Annotated in this window: 9 protein-coding genes; 1 reads left to right on the top strand and 8 read right to left on the bottom strand. The window is 59.4% G+C overall.

What is annotated here, in order from left to right; all coding sequences use genetic code 11:
• Positions 1-5: 5 nt before the first annotated feature.
• The 8 genes from PMI09_RS13940 to PMI09_RS13905 all read right to left on the bottom strand — a co-directional run bounded on the left by PMI09_RS13940 (position 6) and on the right by PMI09_RS13905 (position 10,703).
• Positions 6-1,652: a glycosyltransferase gene (locus PMI09_RS13940; RefSeq protein WP_244423765.1), complete on the bottom strand. Its 1,647-nt coding sequence runs from the start codon at positions 1,650-1,652 to the stop codon at positions 6-8.
• Positions 1,653-1,775: 123 nt separating this feature from the next.
• Positions 1,776-3,167, bottom strand: a complete 1,392-nt coding sequence (locus PMI09_RS13935) for a nucleotide sugar dehydrogenase (RefSeq protein WP_007794840.1) — start codon at positions 3,165-3,167, stop codon at positions 1,776-1,778.
• A 529-nt stretch (positions 3,168-3,696) separates the two neighbouring features.
• Positions 3,697-4,518, bottom strand: a complete 822-nt coding sequence (locus PMI09_RS13930) for a carbohydrate ABC transporter permease (RefSeq protein ID WP_007794837.1) — start codon at positions 4,516-4,518, stop codon at positions 3,697-3,699.
• A gap of 2 nt (positions 4,519-4,520) precedes the next feature.
• Complete coding sequence (locus PMI09_RS13925) at positions 4,521-5,387, bottom strand: carbohydrate ABC transporter permease (RefSeq protein WP_007794833.1); 867 nt, start codon at positions 5,385-5,387, stop codon at positions 4,521-4,523.
• Positions 5,388-5,438: 51 nt separating this feature from the next.
• Entirely contained in the window at positions 5,439-6,770 is a 1,332-nt protein-coding gene (locus PMI09_RS13920; RefSeq protein ID WP_007794829.1) for an extracellular solute-binding protein, read from the bottom strand.
• A 45-nt stretch (positions 6,771-6,815) separates the two neighbouring features.
• Positions 6,816-8,354 carry a putative N-acetylmannosamine-6-phosphate 2-epimerase gene (locus PMI09_RS13915; protein ID WP_052026542.1) on the bottom strand — a complete coding sequence of 513 codons (1,539 nt, stop codon included), beginning with the start codon at positions 8,352-8,354 and terminating at the stop codon, positions 6,816-6,818.
• A 46-nt stretch (positions 8,355-8,400) separates the two neighbouring features.
• On the bottom strand, positions 8,401-9,150 hold the full coding sequence (locus PMI09_RS13910) for a GntR family transcriptional regulator (protein WP_007794822.1): 750 nt from the start codon (positions 9,148-9,150) through the stop codon (positions 8,401-8,403).
• 143 nt (positions 9,151-9,293) lie between these two features.
• On the bottom strand, positions 9,294-10,703 hold the full coding sequence (locus tag PMI09_RS13905) for a sensor histidine kinase (RefSeq protein WP_037083090.1): 1,410 nt from the start codon (positions 10,701-10,703) through the stop codon (positions 9,294-9,296).
• Positions 10,704-11,094: 391 nt separating this feature from the next.
• On the opposite strand from PMI09_RS13905, the gene PMI09_RS13900 reads away from it, so the two are divergent.
• On the top strand, positions 11,095-20,326 hold a 9,232-nt coding region (locus PMI09_RS13900; protein ID WP_007794816.1), incomplete at its 3' end, for a peroxidase family protein.

Raw genomic sequence — 20,326 nt, 5'->3', positions numbered from 1 at the left:
CTCCCTCAATTAATCGGGTCCAGCCCGTAGGCCATTGCAAGTATCGATGCGTCTGGAATTGCCAATTGCCCAAGGACGAGGGCGACAATCGTTATGAAAAGCGCGATCGCGATGACATGAACAAGCGTTGACGAAGCTTCGCGCGCGCGGCTTTGAAGGCGTGTCCGGCTATCTGCAAGCGTCGTCTTCTGGCGCGTCCACTTTTGTTTGTTCAGGTGGAAGAAAATGTAGGTTTTGACGATCGATCCGTAGATCTGATTGAAATAGATGAAGAAGGGATAGAAGGCCGAGACGCGGCGGCGTGAATTGAACAGCATCAGCGTCAGCAGGTAGCGCGTGGCAAGCACCCAAAGAAGATAGATGAGGAAGGCGAAGGGCGTTTCGAACACCCCGACCAGGAGAACCATTGCCAGTCCCGCGAGCGAGGTCCACATCGAGACGCGCTGATCGAAGATCGTCCACCACGTGAAGAAGCCGACCTTTGACGGGCCCAGTGCCAGCGCCCGTGAATTCGTACGCAGCATATTGCCGAACCAGCGCACCATCAGTTGTGTCGCCGCCGGCAGGAAGTATTTGGATGGAGGCTCCTCGACGGTCGCAACGACAACGTCGGGGATGTAGAGCATCTTGTAGCGGTTGCGCAGCAGCCAGAACCAGCTCGACTTGTCGTCTCCGGTCAGGAATTTCAACCGGCCGAACCGCCAGTGATCGACGTAGTCGGATTCGACCTGCCTGACAAAATCGGGATTGCAGATAATCGACGCCCTGAACATCGACATGCGTCCGGTCAGCGTCAGCACCTTGCGCGATAACCCATTCGACGACATGAGGATATGGCGCTGCGCGAAGCGCAGGCTGTACCAGATGTGGAACTTTGCCTTGCCATGGACACGTGAGACCTCATCTGTCGTGAGTGCGCCGACGCTGGTGTCCGCTCGGAAAAAGCCCACGCATTTGCTGACAAGATCAGGTGGAACGATCGAGTCGCCGTCGATGACGGCCACCACATCGTCGGCCGTCGGCTCCTGTCGCGAGATCGCACGGAAGCCATAGGCCAGCGCATCGCGCTTGCCGGTACCGGCGATGCGCGTGATGACGAGGCGAACATTGGTGTCTTCGCCGCAGATCAGGCTGTAGAGCGACTTGACGAGACGCTGGTCTCCCATTTCGACGATCGAAGCGACCACGGTGGCACCACCGGGTGCACGCTTTGCGGCTTCGAACGCGGCGCGGTAAACGGCTGCCGTCGTATCGCCGTCAATGCGGAAACTGGTGACAAGGAAAAAGACGTGCTGATCGCCTAAGGTGGCCGGGCTCTTGCGCATTGCATCCTCGGCCTCGGCGCGCATCTTGGGAAAGACCATCGAGCGGTAGATGTTGGAGCGCACAAAATGCGCAAGGCCCCAACCGTAGCGCCAGACGGCGAGGAAGCCGAGGCCGAAAAGGGCACCGGAATGGGCGCTGACAAGACTATCGAGTGGTGTAATGCAAGCGATGCTAAGGATCAGCGCAATATAGGCGAGATGCGCTTCAAGGCTTTCACTCCAGGTGACGAGCCACGAAGCGGATCCGGCGTCGCGGCCGTCGGGCGACGGCGCCAGTAGACGATCTACTGGTGCGGCAACCGGCCCATAGCCGTCAGCGTATTGCATTCCTGGCATCGGTTCCTGCCTCGATGTTTATGCATGCAATGCAGTGTGAGAAGCACTCCGGCTTCCCTTTGCTTTTGTTTTGAATAGGTGCGCCGGCCACGCCAAGCGGCCAGCGTAAGCACGTCACCAGCACAGGCCGTGATAGACGACGTTTTTGTTTTCCGGCTTTTCGATGCGTGCCAGATCGATGACCGTCACCGGTTTACCAGCGGTCTCGATCGCATCCTTGAGACCCGGGTATTTGTTGCCGACCACGATGACTTCGGATCTCGCGATGACATCCTTGATGTTGTCGTGGAGTAGCGGCGCGATGTGCTTGAGAAAGTTACGGCCCTGGCTCGCATCCCTGGCAACATGCGGATCGTAGATCGACACGTCCTTGCCCTTGCCCAGAAAACCCTCGACGAGTTCAAGCAGTGGGCTTTCCCTAAGGTCATCCGTGTCGGCCTTGAAGGTCACACCGATAAAGCCGATCGCTTCATGCGATGATGCGTCGACCAGCGCACGCGCGTGGTCGATCTGCACGACATTGGCAAGGCGTGCGGCGTCCAAGACCGGTGTCGGCACGTTCATTGAGCGGCCAAGTGCCGTTAACGCCCGCAGATCCTTTGGAAGGCAGGAGCCGCCATAGGCGAAGCCCGGTTTCATATAGGCGCGGGATATGTTGAGGCGCGTGTCGGAGCACAGCACGTCCATGACGACATGGCTGTCGATGCTCTTGGCCTTGCAGATATTGCCGATCTCATTCGAGAAGCTGATCTTGACGGCATGCCAGCAGTTGTTGGCGTACTTCACGATCTCGGCGCTGCGCATCGGAATGACATGCGGTGCGACGCCAATATGGCTGACAAGAGCCTTGAGCGCATCAATGGAGCGCGTGTCGTCCGCATACTGCCCGAACACGATGGCGCCGGGCTTGTAGTAGTCGGCGATCGCCGTGCTTTCGCGAAGGAATTCGGGATAGTAGGCAACGCCGAAATCACGTCCGGCGATCTTCCCTGAGGCCTTTTCCAAGGTTGGAATGACGAGCTCTTCCATGGTCCCCGGAAGGATGGTCGAGCGCATGACGACGATATGAAACTCGGCCTTATGCCGCAGCGCCCTGCCGATGTCTTCGCAGACCTGGCGAACGTGATTGGTGTTCAGTGTGCCATCCGGCAGGCTCGGCGTTCCGACACAGCAAAATGAGATGTCGGTATCGTTGATGGCGTCCGTTGCCGAGTGGGTTGCGCTCAGCAGGTCGTTGGCGTGCGCGCTCTGCAGCAACTCATCCAGGCCCGGCTCGACGATCGGCGCCTCACCTCCGGCAAGACGCTCGACTTTGAACTGGTCTGGATCAACAGCGACGACGGCAAAGCCGTCCTTGCTGAGGCATGCCGAGGAAACGCAACCGACGTAGCCGGCGCCGAAAATGCTCACACGATATCGACGGGCCTCGGTGCTCGGATAGTAATTGTCTAGAACAGAAACTTTTTGTTTGGAGGCAAGGCGGACGGAATTCAGGTCAAGTTCCATGTGTAACCTCATCTGCGCACAATTAAACCCTCCGGCGAATTCTTTCGTCGGGACACATGCTTACAGTCTAAGGAAACCCCCACCAGACGTTGTTTCTAACCGTCTTTGTTGTCGCGGTACATAGATGCTAAGCGCAAATAACGTTGTATGCAATAGATAAAAATTAACCAAAACTAATATAGTTTGAGCAACTCATACTTACGTTAAAAATAAGTAAGATAAATCAAATGATTACGATCGAGCTTGATGGATGCTAATCATAGAGACCAAGGCCGAGTTCTATCGCTCTGACTGGTTAACTGTCGGCCGTTTCGCGATAAAATCGGTACATGTGAAGTTATTTTGCTTTGGGACTTTGCAAGATTGTTAAGGCGCCTACAGATACTATGCATGGCAAGTATTACTGCTATTTTGCAGTAGCGCTCCCTGAAGCGTCTCCCGTGCGCGAGCGCTCAATGTGATGTGCGGCAGGGGCGTGGCGACAATATCGCCTCACAATCTGCTGGGATGCCAAGAGCTTGCTACCTGATCACCCCTTCACAGCACCGGCGGTCATTGAACCGGAAATTTGTCGATACATGACAAGGCCCAGCACGGCGGGCGGCAGGGCGCCGAGCATCATGACGGCCGATGCAGTGCCCCACTGCACGCCGCCGCCGCTGGCGGCAAAGAAAAAGGAGGCCCCGACGGTCATCGGGACGGCCCGGCTGGTGGTCAGCATCAAGCCGAAGAGGAACTCGTTCCAGGCCGTGATGAAGCCGAAAATGAAGGTCGTCACCAATGCCGGCCTGACCACCGGTCGGATGATCATGATCATCACCTGCCGTGAGCTGGCGCCATCGACTTTCGCTGCCTCGTCGAGCTCCAGCGGCACGTCGGAAATGGCGTTGACCATGATGACGAGCGCAAGCGGCGTGTTGACGATCGTCAGGATGAAGCCCAGTCCGAGCTGCGTGTCCAGCAGGCCAAGCCATTGATACATCATATAAAGCGGGATTGCGAAGATGATCAATGGCACGGCCCGCAAGTTGATGACGATCGGCAAGAGGGTGCGCTTGCCCGCATCGCTTCGCGCGATCGCATAGGCTGCCGGGAAGGCAAGAATGATCGCCAGGCTCGTTCCGATGAGTGACGCGATCGTGCTGTTCAAGAGATAGGAATAGATGTTGAATCGGTCGGTCTGGGTCAGAACGCGAAGGTAATTCTCGAATGTCGGCTGACCGACCCATAGGCCGGGGTTGATGGACAGTTCCTTCGCGCTCTTCAAAGAGGTAACGAGCGTTACGATGACCGGAAAGTTCATCGCGAGCGCAGCGACGGTAAAGACGATCCAGCGGGCAGTATTCAGCATCGCTATGTCCTCCTGCGCCCGGCAAGCCAGTTGAGGCCGTAGAGCACCGCAAGCGAGGCGACAAACAGCATGACGGACGCAGCAACAGCCTTGCCGATCGCACCTCCTTTGAAAAAGGCCTGATAGATGTAGATCGAAAGCGACGTCGTCGATCCTCCCGCGCCGCTGCCGGTCAGCGCATAGACGTTGTCGAATACGCGAAAGCCGTCGATGAAGCGGATGAAGAAGGCCATCACGAGGGTGGGCAGCATCAGCGGCAGTTCGATCCACCAGAGGATCTTGAACCAGGGTGCGCCGTCGAGTGCGGCCGCCTCCCGCACATCCAGCGGTATCGCCACGTAGGCCATGTAGAAGAGCAGAAAGGCGAACGGCGTCCACTGCAGTGTCTCGACGACAACGAGGGTGCGAAAGGCATTGTTGATGTCGAGGAAGGCCGGGCTGTCACCAAACCATAGGAAAAGATAGTAGGGTACCGGCCCGGCGAACTCGTGCAGTACAAGCCGATACATCAGGCCGATCATCGCCGGCGCCACCATCAATGGCAGCATCAACGGTGCCATCAGAAACGATCGCTTGGCAAGCAGCGGCGCAAGGAAGATGGCCAGGAACAGGCCGATCAGGCATTCGGCAAGAGCGGTCAGGATGCCAAAGCGCATCGAGAAGGATATGGCCTGCCAGAATTCCCGATCGGCAAGCACCGACACGTAGTTGCCGAACCCGCTAAGGTTTGGACTGCGCAGGTTCTCAAAGCTGACGGTTGAGACCGAGTAGATGAGATTGACGATAGAAGGGAAGCCCAGAAAGAGAAGCAGGAACGCCACAAGCGGCGTCAGGTAGGCTCGGCCTTCGGCGCGGTTTACAATAGCCATTATGGTCCGCCGGATTGCCGGCGCCAGGCGAAACCTGACGCCGGGTTTGCCTTACTTCTTCAACAGATCCTGCATGCCCGTCTTGACATGGGCAAGCGCCTCGTCGAGGCCCTGCTGACCGGACCAGTAGCCCGTGAATTCCTTCGCCTGGAGCTCGTAAACCGACAGAGCGTTGGCGGAGGTGGCGCCGTTCATCACGTAGCCGTACTTACTGGCGAACTCGCCGAGTTTGACGAGATCGGGACGCTCGCTGGAGACCTTGGCGACGACATCGGGCGACAGGGCCGGAGAGCCGCCGCTCTTGGCATAAAGAAGTGCGGCATCTTCCGTTGCCAGCCATTTCAGGAATTTGGTCGCGCCTTCCTTGTTCTTGGCATTCTTGTTGAGGCCGAGACCGAGACCGTGGATGTGATCCGCGCGACCGTTAGGGCCGGCGGGCGGCGCGACGATGCCGGTCACTTCCGCGACCGCTGGCGACTTTTCCGCGTTGGTCAGATCGGCCGCTGCTGCATTCCACTGCAGCGCGCTCGCCGCCTGGCCCGAGCTATACGCGGCGTTGGTCTCGGCGTATTCGTAGCTGAGCGAATCCTTCGGCGAAGCGCCGGCATCATAAAGTTTCTTGTAGAGCTCAAGGCCGGCTTTATACGCGTCGGAATCGACGGTGATCTTGCCATCCTTGTCCATCCAGTCGCCACCGTAGGACCGCGGTAGGGATTGAAAGACCATCATGTTGAAGAGCAGGTTTTTCATCTGCAGCACGGTGCCGTAGCGCACCGGGCTTGCAGGATTTGCCTGCTTGCTGAAATAGAGTGAGGTTGCTGCCCAATCGTCCCAGGTCCAACTGTCGGGATCCTTCGGCTGAAGCTCCTTGCCGAGATACTTCTGGGCAATTTCCCCGTATGTCTTCTTTGCCGCCTCGTCCTTCATCAGGGCGTCAACCAAATCCTTGCGATAGTACATGAAGTGCAAGGACAAATCCGTGGGCACGCCATATTGCTTGCCGTCAAACTGCATCGTCTTGAGGACGGATTCGCCAAACACCTTTGCTGCATCCGAACCCAGTTCCACAGGCTCCATGTAAGGCGCGTAACGGCCGATTGAATAGGTGGCAACGAGGTTGACGTCGAAAGCATCGGAGCCGGCGGCCATGTCGGCCTGCAGCTTGTCGAAGAAACCGTCGCGGTTGAAGAACAGCAGCTGCACCTTATCGGCATCACGGATGCCGGCCTGGGCGTTGTAGGCTTCGACCGTGGCTCTGAGCGCGGTTTCTTCCGAGCCGCCCGGCCAACCGAGTACCGTTACAGTTGCGTTTGCCATGCCCGGCAGCGCGACGCTCGCCAGAAGCGCCGCCGCAACAGGAAGAGACCTCATTTTGAATTTCATCGTCGTTCCCTTTCTTTTATTAGGTTTCATGCCATTCGCGCGCCGCTACTTGCCCCCTCCAGCAAGGTCTGCGGCGCCAATGATGCCTGCGCGGTGGCCGAGCTTTGCCGCGACAAGACGCGGAGTAAGCCTCGACGACAGGCCCGACAGATGAGTGCGCATTAGATCGAGATAGCCCTCGGCCAGGCCGATGCCGCCGCCAATGACGATCACATCAGGATCGAACATCATTTGGATATCCCGGCAGAGTGTCGCGGCGCGATAAGCCGAACGGGACATGATGTCGCTCGCCCAGCTCTCTTTGTTGCGGGCGCGGTCGAAAACCTCCACGGCATCGGCCGGATGGCCGGTCTTCAACGCCTCGTTGGCGATCCATTTGCCCGAGGTCTGATCTTCGAAAGCAGCCTGCCCCTGCGATGGAGACCGGATCAGGCCAAAGTGGCCGGCAAGCCCCGACAGCGGCTTGCCGTTGATAACGACACCTCCCCCGATACCGGTCGAGATCGTCAAAAAGACCAGGTTTTTGCCTGTCCCTGCCCCAAACTTGTATTCGCCCCAGGCTGCGGCCTGCGCATCGTTGATGGCAAAAGCCGGCCTGCCAAACAGGGCCTCAACGCGGTCGACAAGAGGGTAGCGATCGGGAATCGGGAGCGTCGCCGGATTGAGCGCTGACCAGTTGCCGCCTTCGATGAAGCCGGTCACCGCAATGCCGATCCGCGTGTATCGGTCCCGCCAGGTTGCCGTGCTTGCAGACACGCCCGAAAGCCAGGCGTCCGGGCCGGCGTCTCGTTCGGTCGCAACGACAATCTCGTCCAGAACGGCATCGCCGCTGACGAGCGCTGCCATCGTCTTGGTTCCGCCGATGTCGATGGAAAGCACGGTCTCGCGATGGGCGTTGTGATATGCCTTGTCGATTGCCTCATTGAACCATGAGGTGACGTGTTCGGTGCGGGTGATGGCCGAGCCCACGACGACGGCAAACGCCCCCGCTTGTGCTGCTGCTTGCGCCTGCTCGGGGGAGCGGATGCGGCCCTCGGCGATGACAAAAGGTGTGAGTTGCCGCATCGCCGCGATGAGTTCGATATCGGGGTCGAGCGGTTCCGGCCCGCCGACGTAGCCAGAGAGCGTGGTGCCGACGAAATCGACGCCTGCGGCAAGCGCCCGCCTTGCGTCGTCGAGCGACGAGCAGTCCGCCATCGTCAGCTTGCCCCTCGCCTTCACGGTGCGGATAAGTTCCTCCACCGAAGCTGGACGAGGCCGGTTCGTCGCGTCAAAGGCGATGATATCGGCACCGGCATCGGCCAGCGCTTCGGCATCGGCGACGAAAGGCGTGATGCGAACCTGAGTATCGGGAAGATCCCGCTTGACGATGCCGACAATCGGAGCAGAAACAACGGCGCGCACGGCTTTGACATAGGCGACCGACTCGATCCTCAACGCCTTGGCGCCGGCATCACGCGCCGCTTTCGCAAAGCCAGCGACGAAATCGGCATCATCCATCGGTCCGCCGGGAACCGGCTGGCAAGATACGATAAGGCTATTCCTGATGTCTTCCCGTTGCACTCGCGACACTCCATTTGGCATCACGATAGAAAGAAAATACCAGATTACAACCAGTTTGTATCTGGTCTTATCGCTGCAGTTCGAAGACGAAATCGTAGACGTCGCCTTTGTAGCGTGTCTCACAGTATTCCACGATCTGGTCGTCAGGCAGGAAACAGCGTCTTTCGGTCATCAGTAGTGGCGCGCCTATCTCGCAATGAAGATGCCCCGCATCTTCGCTGGACGCCGCCTTCGAGCGCATGCGCTGGATTGCCCGTTGCGGCATGAAACCACGCGCCTCAAGAGCCTCGTAAAGTGAGTCCCGGACCAGATCAGGCGACGGAAGAAAGCGCGTCGGTACGGCTGACGTCTCGACTGCGATGGGTGTGCCATCAGCCGTGCGCACACGTTTCATTCGGATAACGCTTGCATTCGCCGATACGCCTAGCGCCATCATCTCCGTGGGCGAAGGGCGACTTATCTGCTTGGAAATCCACACACATCCGGCCAGCATACCACGTGCGCGGATGTCTTCTGTGAAGCTGGTCAACGTCGACATCGACTTCTCGACCCGCGATCCGATCTCCGTCTTGAAGCCATGGCGACGATTGAGAAGGCCCTCTTCCTCAAGCAATGCCAACGCTTTGCGTACCGTCACGCGAGAAAGCGACAGGCTCTCGGCAAGGACCCGTTCGCCAGGCAGGACGGCACCGGGCTTTACGGCGTTGGAGCGAATAGCAGCTTCGATGGCCGACTTGAGCCGCTTGTAAAGGGGAACGTCTGCTGCCGCCAGGCTCAATTGCCCGGCGAGATGTTCAATCAAGCTGATATCCGGCATAGCTCACCTCGCGACCGATCAATCGCTAAAAGATTCTTGGAAATCGTCATCTGGAGCTATACTGGTATTATCTCGTTCATGCAAATTCTGCGTTATGGTCTCAGCGTAGCCTGGTCGCGCCGCGCGCACGGCTGTCCCAAAAACTACTCCAGTGGCAGGACGACAATCACCAAAGTACCGTTGCTGCGGCGGATCGTTCGTACCTTGCCGCCGAAGGCACGAATGCGCCGTTTCTGCATTAGCTTGCCCAGCCGGATTCGTTGTGGGGCGAGGGCCGGCGCTTTGGGTGGGCTGCCGATGTCGGCGATGGCGATCACGATGCGATTGCGTCGCATTCCATAGCGCAACTGCTGTACATTTCCAGGCGCATGCCTGTGGGCATTGATCAAGGCCTCCTGGATGAAACGATAGACGCAGATATTCAAATGCCCCCTGCTGGGATCGACGTCGAGCGCCCCTTTGATGGCCACGCGATTGCCGGTCAGGTCTGTGTGGCGGCGAACGGCAAGCAGGATGGTTTCATTGAGGGAAATGTTATCGAGTTCCGGCAGGACGAGGCCTGAGGAGATGTTGCGGATTTCATCCAGGACGACCGTTACAAGCCGCAGCAGTTTGCCAATACCCTCGACGGGAACAGCCACCGTGTCGCCGCCTCCCAGTGAGGGCTTCATGTCACTGAGCCGCAGCTTGACCAGGGTGAGCACCTGTATTGGCCCATCGTGGAGGTCGCTGCCGATCTGGTCGAGGATCTTTTCGTTGAGCTTGCCGGCCTCTTGCCTTGCACGCTCCGCTTCAAGCCGCAGGCGCCTATTCTGATTGGACAATTCCAGCGCATGCCGCAGGCTGGCTCTGATGGCGGTGTGCTGGTCGTCGATAAGGCGGCTGCCGCTACGCACGATCATATAGAGAAGGGCGAGCATGGGAACGGAAACGAGCAGTACGATCATCAGCGTCGACCGCCACGCGCCGGCGATCTCGGCAAGCAGGTAGTCGGGTCGCTCGTAGAATTCTCCGACGAGGACGACCTTGCCGGCGTTGTCGCGAACCAGCGGGGCATAGACCTCTATGTACTCAGCGTGTCGCTCCTCCCCGGAGTAGGCATGCTTGGAAATCATCGTGCGCGATACGACCACCTCTCCAGTGAGCGCGCGCTTTAGCTCGTCAAAGACCTGTTCCCGGTCCACTTTCCGTCCGGCCGTCGAATAAAACAGGCTGGCGTCCGGGTTCCAGATCTTGATCTCACGCACGTGCTGGCCAAGCGGACTATCGCCAAGGAGCTGATCGAGCTTCGCCTTTACCTCAGGCGAGAGACTCTTCGTGCGGATGTCCTCCTCGGAGATGAGCGGTTCTACGAATGTCTGCAGATAGGCTGCGCCCACGCTGCCGGCACCCTTCATGATCGCCTTCTCGATGCTCTTCGTGGTCCAAAGACCGAGCACGAACATCAGCGCGAGAACAATCAGCGACGCAATAAGGATGAATTTCACCTCGAGGCGCGCATTGCGCACCTTGTCGCGTGCCCATTGCCATACAGCGACCAAGCGCGTTTGCATCCCCCTCTTCGCCTCGCTTTGCGTCAACACCATACTCCCCCCGAATCGTGACGCCCCTGATTATATTAATGTTTGCGAATATTTTTCGCGCTGGCAACAACTACTGATCACGTTCAGTCATGGCGGCAGCGCCTCGATGCACGCACGCGTTGGTGTCCTTCAGTCCGCTGCGAAGTGTCCTTCAGGACAGTTTCTCCGGCCTTTGGTTGATTCGAATATTGCGACCTTTGTTGCTTATTTTGGATACTATAGTCTTGGCAATCGCAAGACCTTGTTCTCTGTCTGCTCGAAATCTCGAAATATATAAGTAAAGCAACCGAAGAGTATGTCACTTTCTGGCGGCTGCATATTCCGTTGGGGGTGGGGATTTGCGCCCGGAGAGGAGAGGGGAATGACTGCGTTTACGCTGAACCTGCAGGACATGAATTTCATTCTGCGTCAGATCAAGATTGCTGAGGCGCATGCCAGCGGCACGCCGCTGACCGAGATTTATGTCAATGCGGATGGGGACGTCGTTTCGGCGGGGACGCCGGGTGCCCTGCTTGCAATTCCCGATCCACATGTTCCTGCCGGTCTGAGGACGGTTGACGGAATGGATAACAGCGTTGTGCCGGGCCGGGAGACCTGGGGCGCGGCAGATCAAGCGATGCCGAGGCTGCTCGACGGTACCATCGTCAACGACGCTGATGGCGACACGATGCCTCTGGGACCCGGGGTGACCGTTACGAATAACAATTATGGCGCTGCCGGCAACGTTGCCGATGCCGATCCGCGCATCATTTCCAACCTCGTCGTTGACATGAGCACCAGCAATCCTGCTGCGCTCTTCGCCGCGCTGACGTTTGCAGGTTCCGAAGATCCACAAGCTGATCTCGAACGTCTGGTTGCCGCCCGCGTGACGCAAGCACAGGCAGACGCAGCGGTCATCACTGCTCAAGACGCGGTCAACTTAGCAAACAATGCCTTGAATGCGGCTGTGGTAGCCTATAACCCGGCCGATCCAACGACGATCGACGCCATTCAGGACGCGGCGGAAGCACTTACCGCGGCCGAAGAGGCTCTCGCTGATGCGCAGGTCGTCGCAACTGACCCGGAGGCAGCATTCCTGGCGCTCGCCGAAGAGCTTGGTCTGACTGTGAACGATCAAGGGTCGCTGGTTATCCCGAACGTTGCGCCGGATGAAGGCCTGACCGCGCCGTTCAACGGATGGATGACATTTTTCGGACAGTTCTTCGATCACGGTCTCGACCTGATCGCCAAGGGAAACAATGGCACCGTCTATATTCCGCTGCAACCCGACGATCCGCTCTATGACAAGGGTCTGGACGGGATCGCCGGCACGCCGGACGACGGTCGTACCAATTTCATGGTGCTGACGCGCGCAACGCCGAATGGCGGTACGCAAACCAATACGACGACATCGTTTGTGGACCAGAACCAGACCTACACCTCACACGCATCCCATCAGGTATTCCTGCGCGAGTACAAGCTGAACGCCGATGGCCAGCCCGTCGCGACGGGCAGGCTTCTGGATGGCACTCACACGGAAACCTCGCCCGACGGCATCGTCACTACCACCAAGAACGGTTTGCCGACCTGGGCCGATGTGAAAGCGCAGGCGCTGATGCTCGGTATCGAGTTGACGGACCTGGATGTTGTGAACATTCCGCTCCTGCGCACCGACGCCTACGGCAATTTCATTCCGGATCCTGTAACGGGTTACGCGCAACTCATCCTCAATATCGGCGCCGATGGGATACCGAACACTGACGATGATATCACGGTTTCTGGTATCCCGGCCGATCCGATTGCCGGTACGCCTGCCATTCCGGTCAATACCTTCACAGCGACTGTGACTATCGGCTCCACGACCTATACCGGCGCCGTACGCACGGGTCATGCCTTCCTCGATGACATCGCCCACAATGCGGTGCCCACCGGCGTCTTTGATCCGGATGGGCCGGCTGGGCCTAGTGGCGATATTGCTATTCAGGCAGACGATGACGATATAGCCGGTAACGCTATCGCCACGGACTTCCGCGGCCGCAAGGTTGCCTACGACGACGAGCTGCTCGACCGACACTTCATCACCGGCGACGGCCGCGGCAACGAAAACATCGGCCTGACCACCGTCCACCACATCTTCCACTCGGAGCACAACCGCCAGATCGACTCCCAGAAGCTGATCATTCTGCAGGGCGGCGATCTTGAGTTCATCAACGAATGGCTGGTTGGCGACATTACGGCTCTGCCCGACGGTTTTGCGACCATGACGGCGCTTCAACAGCTCGCCTTCGCGAATAGTCTCGATTGGGACGGCGAGCGTCTGTTCCAGGGTGCCCGCTTCGCGACCGAGATGCAGTACCAACACCTCGTCTTCGAGGAGTTCGCCCGCAAGATCCAGCCGGCGATCGACCTGTTCGTCTTCAACAACATCACCGACATCAATCCGTCGATCTTCTCGGAGTTTGCCAACACCGTCTATCGCTTCGGCCATTCGATGCTGACGGAGAACATGCCGCGCGTCTTCATCGACGAGGATGGTGTCGTAACCAGCACTGACAACATGGGACTGATTACGGCATTCCTCAATCCCGTCGCCTTCAACAATGATGGCGCAGTAACGGCGGAGGAGGCGGCCGGCGCCATCGTTCGCGGCATGACCGTCGAGCGCGGCAACGAGATCGATGAGTTCATCACCGGTGCATTGCGCAACAATCTGCTCGGCCTGCCGCTTGACCTTGCGACGATCAACATTGCGCGCGGACGCGACACCGGCATCCCGTCGCTGAACGACGCCCGCGCTCAACTCTTTGCGGCGAGCGGTTCGAGCTTCCTGACACCCTACGACAGCTGGACCGATTTCGCGGCGAATCTGAAGAACCCGATCTCGGTGGTGAATTTCATTGCTGCCTATGGCACCCACAGTTCGATCACCGCGCAAACGACGGTCGCCGGCAAGCGCGACGCCGCCTGGGCTCTCGTGTTCGGCGAGCCTTCCGGCACGGCGACCGTGGTTCCCGGTGATCGGCTGGACTTCTTGAACAGCACCGGTACCTGGAACGCCGGCAATAGCGGCCTCAATACCATTGATCTGTGGATTGGCGGCCTTGCCGAAAAGCAGATGCCGTTTGGCGGCTTCCTGGGCTCGACCTTCAACGCGGTCTTCGAAGCGCAGCTTGAAGCGCTGCAGGACGGCGATCGCCTTTACTATCTGACCCGCACGCAGGGCCAGAACTTCCTCAACATGCTGGAGCAGAACTCGTTCGCCAAGATGATCATGGCGAACACCGACATTTCTCAGCCAGGCGCAGACGGCATCCGCGGCACGGCGGACGACATCATCAATCGCCATATCGGCGTCGATTCCTTCGCGAAGTACGACTTCGTCCTCGAAGTCAATTCCGCCAACCAGGCCGATTACAATGGCGCCGCGGCAGGCGGTGATCCGCTCGGCACCGACGCTGCGCTCGAGGCCATGGGGCTCGGCAAGGTGGCGCGCAACGATCCCGGTACATTAGGTGCGGACCCGAATTATCTACGCTTCACCGGCGGCGAGCACATCGTCGTTGGCGGTACGAACAATGACGACACCATCATCACCGATTTCGGTGACGACGGCATCTGGGGTGATGCTGGCAACGATCGCATCGAATCCGGCGCCGGCGTTGACCTCGTCAATGGTGGTGCCGGCGACGACATCATCACCGACAGCGGCGATACCGGCGACTTCCTGAAGGGGGACGAAGGCAACGACGTGATCGCCAATTCCAACGGGATCGACGTCCTGATGGGCGGCAAAGGAAAGGATGCGATCTTCGTCGGCGTCGACGACACGGAAGTCTTCGGCGGCGAGGGTGACGACTTCATCCTAGGCGGCGAAGGCGTCGATCTTTTGATGGGCAATGAAGGCGACGACTGGATCGAGGGCGCCGGCGGCTTCGATACGACGGCAGGGGACAATTCGGAACTGTTCTTCAACAGCATCATCAACGGCCACGACGTGATGTTCGCCGGCAACGACGAGAACGACTTCGACGGCGAGTCCGGCGACGACATCATGGTGCAGGGCGAGAGCGTCATGCGCAACGAAGGTATGTTCGGCTTCGACTGGGCGATCTTCAAGGACGTTGCTCGCAATGCCCATGCGGATATGAACATTCCGATCTTCACGACTGAACAGGAGGACGTTCTGCGCAACCGCTTCGACAAGGTCGAGGCGCTGTCCGGCTGGGACCATAACGACACGCTGATTGGTGACGAGCGCACATTTGGTGTGATCGCGCCTGGCGATACTGTCGCGACGACGGAAAACATTTTCTTCAATGACAGCCTCGATGCGGCGGGGTTGAATCGCATTGCCGGGCTCTCCGAGATCGTCGAACTCGATGCGGATGGTCTCTTCCAGAGCGGCAACATCCTGCTCGGCGGCGGCGGCCACGATTTGTTGCAGGGCAATGGTGGCGATGACATTCTCGATGGTGATCGTTGGCTGAACGTCAGGATCCGCATAACTGCGGGATCGGACAATGTGGAAGCGGATGAGATCGCCTCCGTTGACAGCATGAAGCACGTCTTCACAGCGGCGGAAGCTCCTGAACCAGCGTGGATCGGAAAGTCACTCTTCGAATTGCTCGTCAATCGCGTCATCAGCCCCGATCAGATGCATATCGTGCGCGAGATCAGGACCGATGATGGCGCCGGCGATATTGATACGGCAGTCTTCCGAGGCGGCCGGAGCGAATATGAAATTGAAGGCATCGATTTCGCCAGTGACGGTGACGAGCAGACAACCGTCCGGCATTTGGTGGACACGGCCGTCGGTGGCGTTGCCGTGAACGATGGCATCGACAAGGTCAGCAACATCGAACGCCTGCAATTCGCCGATGAGACCGTGGAACTCGTTCCTGTTAACGACAATGCGCCGGTGGGCAACCCTGTTATCGAAGGCGTGGCTCAGATTGGGCAGCTTCTCAGGGTGCAGATGGATCCCGATGGTTCCCTGGCGAATGTCACCGATGCGGATAATCCGAATGGCGGCAAAATCTTTCCGCCGTTGGTGATCGAATGGCAAATCGAAACGGATCCGGGCGTTTTCGTCGATACCGGCTTTCGCGGTCCGTCGTTCACACCGGCAAACGATGGCGAATTCGAAGTCGGCGCAGACGTCCGTATTCGGGCCATCGTCCGCTACACGGATGCGCGGGGCATTCCGTACGCGGTCGCTTCAATACCAACCGACCCGCTCGTTCCGGCAACCAATCTCGTGGCGACAGAAGGTGATGACGTACTGGTCGGCACGCCCGGTGACGACACGATCGACGGCCTCGGCGGCAACGACGTCATCTTCGGCCTGGCTGGAGACGATGACCTGATAGGCGGCGCAGGCGACGACGAAATCTTCGGCGGACTGGGAGGTGATACCCTCACGGGCGGTGGCGGCAACGACATTCTCGACGGCGGCGAAGGCGACGACACGGCTGTCTTTGCCGGCAATCGGGCCGATTTCACCTTCGAGATCAACGCCGAAGGTCAGCTGGAGGTGGTTGGCGCGACCGAAGAGGATGCCGTCATCAGCATCGAGCGGTTCCAGTTCAACGATGCTGTTGTAACGCTCGCCGAAGTGGAAGCGGGCTTGCCAGACACGATTCCCACGGAAGGTGCCGACACCATCACGGGAACCGAAGGCGCGGACGCCATCGACGCGCTTGGCGGCAACGACACGATCAACGCGCTCGGTGGCGACGATGACCTCGTCGGCGGTCTGGGTGATGACGTGATCAACGCCGGCGCTGGCGACGACACGATTGCGTGGGAAGTCGGCGACGGCCGCGACATCATCGATGGTGGCGCTGGCACTGACCGCTTCCGCGTCCGCGGCGACAACAGCGATGAGACATTCTTCGTCGAAACCGAGGCGGACTTTCTGTCTCGGACGGGTCTGCCTGCCAGCTCCCTCCAGGCCACTACCGAAATCGTTATCTCCCGCAGCGTCGGCGCCGGACCTTCGATCGTCGTGGCAGAACTGGCCGGGATGGACGAGATCGACATCAACGGCGGTGGCGGTAACGACACCTTCGTCGTCTCTGGCGATTTCGCAGGGTCGGATCTCGATCCGAGCACGATCACCATCGACGGCACCAGCGGCGACGACACGGTTGACATAACCGGTCTCGACTCGCAGCACCGCATCGTCTTCCGCTCGAATGGCGGTGACGACACCATCATCGGCACCCTGCGCCCGCAGGACGTGGTAGAGCTGGCTCCGGGGTCGGTGATCTCCGGCTACACCTTGAGCGACAACGTCAACGGAACGAGGACGCTATCGAACGGCACGCATTCGATCACCTTCACTGGTGTCGTCCCGCCGCAGTTCGTCCCCCCAGATGACGACCCGAACTCGGGACCGTTTGCCTTCACGGCGGCCGACCTCGCGGGTCTCAAGAATCTGGTGAACGGGCTGCCTGCCTTCGAGGATGACGACGACACTGAAGGCTTCGGTGGCGTGCGCAGTCTGTCTGGCCATGGCAACAACGAAGGCAACCCCGATTGGGGTGCCGCCGACGAGCCGTTCATCCGGATCACCAATCCGCATTTTGGCGAGTACGATCCGGCGACCGGCAACAATCAGGTCAACCCGATCTTCGAAGGGCTCGATCCACGCAGCATCAGCAACGTGCTGGGAGCCCAGGAGGCCAACCTTGCGAAGAACGCGGCCAACGCCAACATCTTCTTCATGGCGTTCGGCCAGTACTTCGATCATGGCCTCGACTTCCTGCCGAAAGGCGGCAACGGAACGCTCCAGATCGGTGCGCCGGGCAATGGAGCGCCTGGTTCCGGGAACCCCGCGGATCTGACACGTGGCACCGTCTACGACATCGACGAAAATGGCGTGACGCAGCATCTCAACAAGACTTCGCCCTTCGTCGACCAGAACCAGGCCTACGGATCGCATGAGCTGATCGGTCAGTTCCTGCGTGAGAGTGATGGGAACCAGGGCTTCGGTTCGCACCTGCTGCAGGGTGCGGTGGATCCGTCCAACACTGAGTTCCGGCTGCTGCCGACGCTGCGTGAACTGATCATGCATCACTGGCAGGCCAATACGATCTTCCATGATCCGGCGGTGCCAGGCGGACAGATCAGCTTCCGCGATTATTTCGCCGGTCTGGTCGATGCGACCGGTCACATCAATGAGGCGATGCTGCCTCAGATGACGTCCAACTTCATGGGCAGTGGCCATGCGCTGCTGCTCGACACTAACCCGTTCATCAGCCTGCTCGATCACTATGTCGTCGGCGATGGGCGTGGCAACGAGAACTTTGCGCTGACCTCGATGCACACGATCTGGGCACGCAATCACAACTTCCATGTGGAACTTCTGGAGCAGTCTGGCTTCCAGGGAACGGCCGAAGAGCTGTTCCAGGCCGCCAAGATGGTGAACGAGGCCGAGTATCAGCGTGTCGTGTTCACCGAGTTTGCCGATATGCTGATCGGCGGCATCCGGGGCGATGGAAGTCATGGCTTCGAGGAATACAATCCCAATGCCACGGCCGCGATCTCGCACGAATTCGCAGCAGCGGTCTATCGCGTTGGCCATTCGCTGATCGGCCAGACGATGACCGTGATCGGGCCGGATGGCGAGCCGAGGCAGGTTGCACTCTTCGACGCCTTCCTCAATCCGAGCAATGATCCCAGCGTCTTCAAGGGTCCTTTGCCTCCCGGCTACGTGCCCCAACCTGGTTACGAGCAGCTCGGCGTCAATTCGATCCTCGGCGGCATCGTGACTCAGGATGCGGAGGAAGTGGACTTCAACATCGTCGACGCGGTGCGCAACGATCTCGTCCGTATCAACGCCGACCTGTTCTCCTTCAATGTCGCCCGCGCCTGGGATGTCGGGCTCGGTACTTTGAACCAGGTGCGCATGGATCTGGCGGCATCGACTGATCCCTATGTCAGGGAAGCACTCGGCTATGCCGGCGACCTCTCGGCCTACACGTCCTGGGAGGACTTCCAGGCCCGCAATGGCCTGTCGGACGCCGTCATCAACCAGTTCCGCCAGGCCTATCCCGATCTCGTGCTGCAGGCGGGCGATATTGCCAGCTTCCAGACGAGCAACCCTGACATTCAGGTTGCGATCCAGCCGGACGGAACCGGCATCGTCAAGGGCATCGACCGTGTTGATCTTTGGGTCGGCGGTCTCGCCGAAAAGCACATCAACGGTGGCATGGTCGGGCAAACCTTCTGGGTCGTGCTGCAGGAGCAGTTCGATCGCCTGCAGGAAGCCGACCGCTTCTACTACCTGAACCGTTTCGACAACTTCGATTTCTACGAGGAGTTTGTCGACGGCCAGGAGTTCGCCGATATCGTGGCCCGCAATACCGGCCTGACGGGCCTTTCTGAACACATCTTCGAAACCGAGCCTCTCGATGAGGAAGATGACAACGATGATGGTGACGGTGACGACGACGATGATGACAACAGCGGCCCGGGAGGTGACGACGACGACGACGATGATGACGACGACGACCAGTCTGGTGGCGACGATGATGACGATGATGACGACTCATCCGGCGGCGATGACGACGATGATGGCAACAGCGGCCCCGGAGGTGACGACGACGACGATGACGACGGCGACGACCAGTCTGGCGGCGACGATGACGACGATGATGACTCCTCGTCCGGCGGCGATGACGACGAGGACGACGGCAGTGTCCCGCTTCCGGTCGCGGCACGGACGTTGATCGGGACGAGTGCTGCGGATGTGCTGGTTGGTGCTGGGGGGGCGGACACGGTCCTTGGCGGTGGTGCCGGGGATATCGTGGTCGGCGATGCCGGCGATGACATCCTGCGCGGCGAGGACGGCGACGACGTGGTGACGGCTGGCGACGGCAACGACAGCGTCACGGGCGGTGCCGGTGACGACGAGCTGCATGGCGGGGCGGGCGACGACATGCTGTTCGGCAATGCCGGCAAGGACATGATCCATGGCGAGGGCGGCTCCGACTTCATCGAGGGCGGGGCCGGCGACGACCAGGTCTGGGGTGGGGCCGGCGATGACGGGATCATCACCTCTGCCGGCGACGGCGACGACCAGTACTGGGGCGGCGAGGGCATCGACACGCTGGACTATGCGGTGGCGAGCGCCAACCTGACGGTCGACCTCGGCAACGGCTTCATGCAGCGTGGCCAGGTGTCGGGGGGCTCGACCGGGACGGATGTCGTCTACGGCTTCGAGAACGTCATCACCGGCTCCGGCCATGACACGATCACGGCAACGGCTGATGTCAACGTCATGGACGGCGGGCTCGGCAACGACACCTTCCGCTTCCTGTCGGCGGCGGCTGCCAATGGCGACACGATCCACGGCTTCCAGCCGGGCGACAAGATCGACTTTGCGGCCATCGACGCCAATACGGGCAGTGCCGGCGTGCAGCACTTCTCGCTTGCGGCAGGCGGTTCGCTGACGGCGGCCGGCCAGGTGGTGGTCACCCATGAGGTGCTGAACGGCGACGAGTTCACGGTGATCCACGGCAATGTCGACAGCAATAGCGATGCCGACTTCGTGCTGATGCTGAAGGGCAACTACAACTTGACCGACAGCGACTTCAACGGCGTCTCCT

Source organism: Rhizobium sp. CF122 (genome assembly GCF_000282035.1).
Classification (GTDB): Bacteria; Pseudomonadota; Alphaproteobacteria; order Rhizobiales; family Rhizobiaceae; genus Rhizobium.
The sequence above is the reverse complement of the archived record's forward strand: the minus strand, read 5'-3'. Positions and strand labels throughout refer to the sequence as shown.

Coding starts and splice junctions, on each gene's coding strand:
- PMI09_RS13920 (WP_007794829.1), bottom strand. CDS start 6,770: ATGAAATTCAAAATGAGGTCTCTTCCTGTTGCGGCGGCGCTTCTGGCG.
- PMI09_RS13935 (WP_007794840.1), bottom strand. CDS start 3,167: ATGGAACTTGACCTGAATTCCGTCCGCCTTGCCTCCAAACAAAAAGTT.
- PMI09_RS13915 (WP_052026542.1), bottom strand. CDS start 8,354: ATGCCAAATGGAGTGTCGCGAGTGCAACGGGAAGACATCAGGAATAGC.
- PMI09_RS13925 (WP_007794833.1), bottom strand. CDS start 5,387: ATGGCTATTGTAAACCGCGCCGAAGGCCGAGCCTACCTGACGCCGCTT.
- PMI09_RS13930 (WP_007794837.1), bottom strand. CDS start 4,518: ATGCTGAATACTGCCCGCTGGATCGTCTTTACCGTCGCTGCGCTCGCG.
- PMI09_RS13910 (WP_007794822.1), bottom strand. CDS start 9,150: ATGCCGGATATCAGCTTGATTGAACATCTCGCCGGGCAATTGAGCCTG.
- PMI09_RS13940 (WP_244423765.1), bottom strand. CDS start 1,652: ATGCAATACGCTGACGGCTATGGGCCGGTTGCCGCACCAGTAGATCGT.
- PMI09_RS13905 (WP_037083090.1), bottom strand. CDS start 10,703: ATGCAAACGCGCTTGGTCGCTGTATGGCAATGGGCACGCGACAAGGTG.